This window comes from Pseudomonas sp. NPDC089569, from assembly GCF_050280625.1.
Lineage (GTDB): Bacteria > Pseudomonadota > Gammaproteobacteria > Pseudomonadales > Pseudomonadaceae > Aquipseudomonas.
In genome coordinates this window covers 1-1,873 of record NZ_JBNNVQ010000246.1, presented here as the reverse complement: position 1 = coordinate 1,873, position 1,873 = coordinate 1, and the positions used below count along the sequence as shown (strand labels likewise).

The following is a 1,873-nucleotide window of genomic DNA, read 5'->3' as shown; positions in this document are numbered from 1 at the left end:
GGCAATCTTGCGCAGAATCCGCCGCATGATCTTGCCCGAACGCGTCTTCGGCAGGCCCGGCGCCCACTGGATCACATCCGGCGAGGCAATCGGGCCGATTTCCTTGCGCACCCAGTTTTTCAGTTCCAGGCGCAGTTGTTCGTTCGGCTCTTCGCCGCTGACCAGGGTGACGTAGACATAGATGCCCTGCCCCTTGATGTCGTGCGGCACGCCGACCACCGCGGCTTCGGCGACTTTCGGGTGGGCGACCATCGCACTTTCGATCTCGGCGGTGCCCATGCGGTGGCCGGAGACGTTGAGCACGTCGTCCACGCGCCCGGTGATCCAGTAGTAGCCGTCGGCATCGCGGCGCGCGCCGTCACCGGTGAAGTACATGCCACGGAAGGTCTTGAAGTAGGTGTCGACGAAGCGGTCATGGTCGCCGTACAAAGTACGCGCCTGACCTGGCCACGAATCGAGAATCACCAGGTTGCCTTCGGCCTCGCCCTCGATGATGTTGCCCAGGTTGTCCACCAGCGCCGGCACCACCCCGAAGAACGGCCGCGCCGCCGACCCCGGCTTCATGGCGTGCGCCCCCGGCAGCGGGCTCATCATGTTGCCGCCGGTTTCGGTCTGCCACCAGGTGTCGACGATCGGGCAGCGCGACTGGCCGACATGCTTGTAGTACCAGTCCCAGGCTTCCGGGTTGATCGGCTCGCCGACCGAACCGAGCAGGCGCAGGCTGCTGCCATCGGCGCCCTCCACCGCCGCCGTGCCCTGCGCCATCATCGCGCGGATCGCGGTCGGTGCGGTGTAGAGGATATTGACCTTGTGCTTGTCGACGATCTTGGCCACCCGGGTGATGTCCGGATAGTTCGGCACGCCTTCGAACAGCAGCGTGGTCGCACCATTGGCCAGCGGGCCGTAGACGATATAGCTGTGGCCGGTGACCCAGCCGACGTCGGCGGTGCACCAGTAGATTTCCCCCGGACGGTAATCGAATACACGTTCATGGGTCATGGCCGCATACAGCAAATAACCGCCGGTGGTGTGCTGCACGCCCTTGGGCTTGCCGGTGGAACCGGAGGTGTAGAGGATGAACAGCGCTTCCTCGGCGCCCATTTCCTTCGGCGCGCACACGGTGCCGGCCACTTTCATCAGGTCTTCGTACCAGATGTCGCGGTGCTGGTTCCACTTGATGTCGCCACCGGTGCGCTTGCACACGATGACTTTCTGGATGCTGCTGGTTTCCGGGTTGGTCAGCGCGTCGTCGACGTTGGCCTTGAGCGAAATCTTCTTGCCGGCACGGATGCCTTCGTCGGCGGTGATCACCACTTTGGAGCGGCAGTCGATGATGCGACCGGCCAAAGCTTCCGGCGAGAACCCGCCGAACACCACCGAGTGAATCGCACCGATCCGGGTACAGGCCAGCATGGCGACCACGGCTTCGGGGATCATCGGCATGTAGATGGTCACCACGTCGCCGCGGTGCACGTCCTGGCCACGCAGGGCGTTGGCGAACTTGCAGACTTGTTCATGCAGTTCGCGGTAGGTGATGTGGCGGCTTTCGGAAGGGTCATCGCCTTCCCAGATGATCGCGACCTGATCGCCGCGCTCGGCCAGATGCCGGTCCAGGCAGTTGTAGGAAACGTTCAGGGTGCCGTCGGCGAACCATTTGATGTCGACATGATGATCGTCGAAGGACGTCTGCTTCACCGTGGTGAAAGGTTTGATCCAGTCGAGGCGCTTGGCTTGCTCACGCCAGAAACCGTCCGGGTTGACGACCGACTGCTGGTACATGGCCTTGTAGGTCGCCTCGTCGGTCAGGGTATTGGCCAGAACCTCGGGACGAACGGGATACAGGGAAGCCGCACTCATCTTTCTTACCTCGGTG

At 63.1% G+C, this 1,873-nt stretch carries 1 protein-coding gene; it reads right to left on the bottom strand.

The window, feature by feature from the left end; all coding sequences use genetic code 11:
• On the bottom strand, nucleotides 1-1,857 hold a 1,857-nt coding region (gene acs, locus ACQKP2_RS32730), incomplete at its 3' end, for an acetate--CoA ligase (RefSeq protein WP_427582366.1).
• Nucleotides 1,858-1,873: the final 16 nt, after the last annotated feature.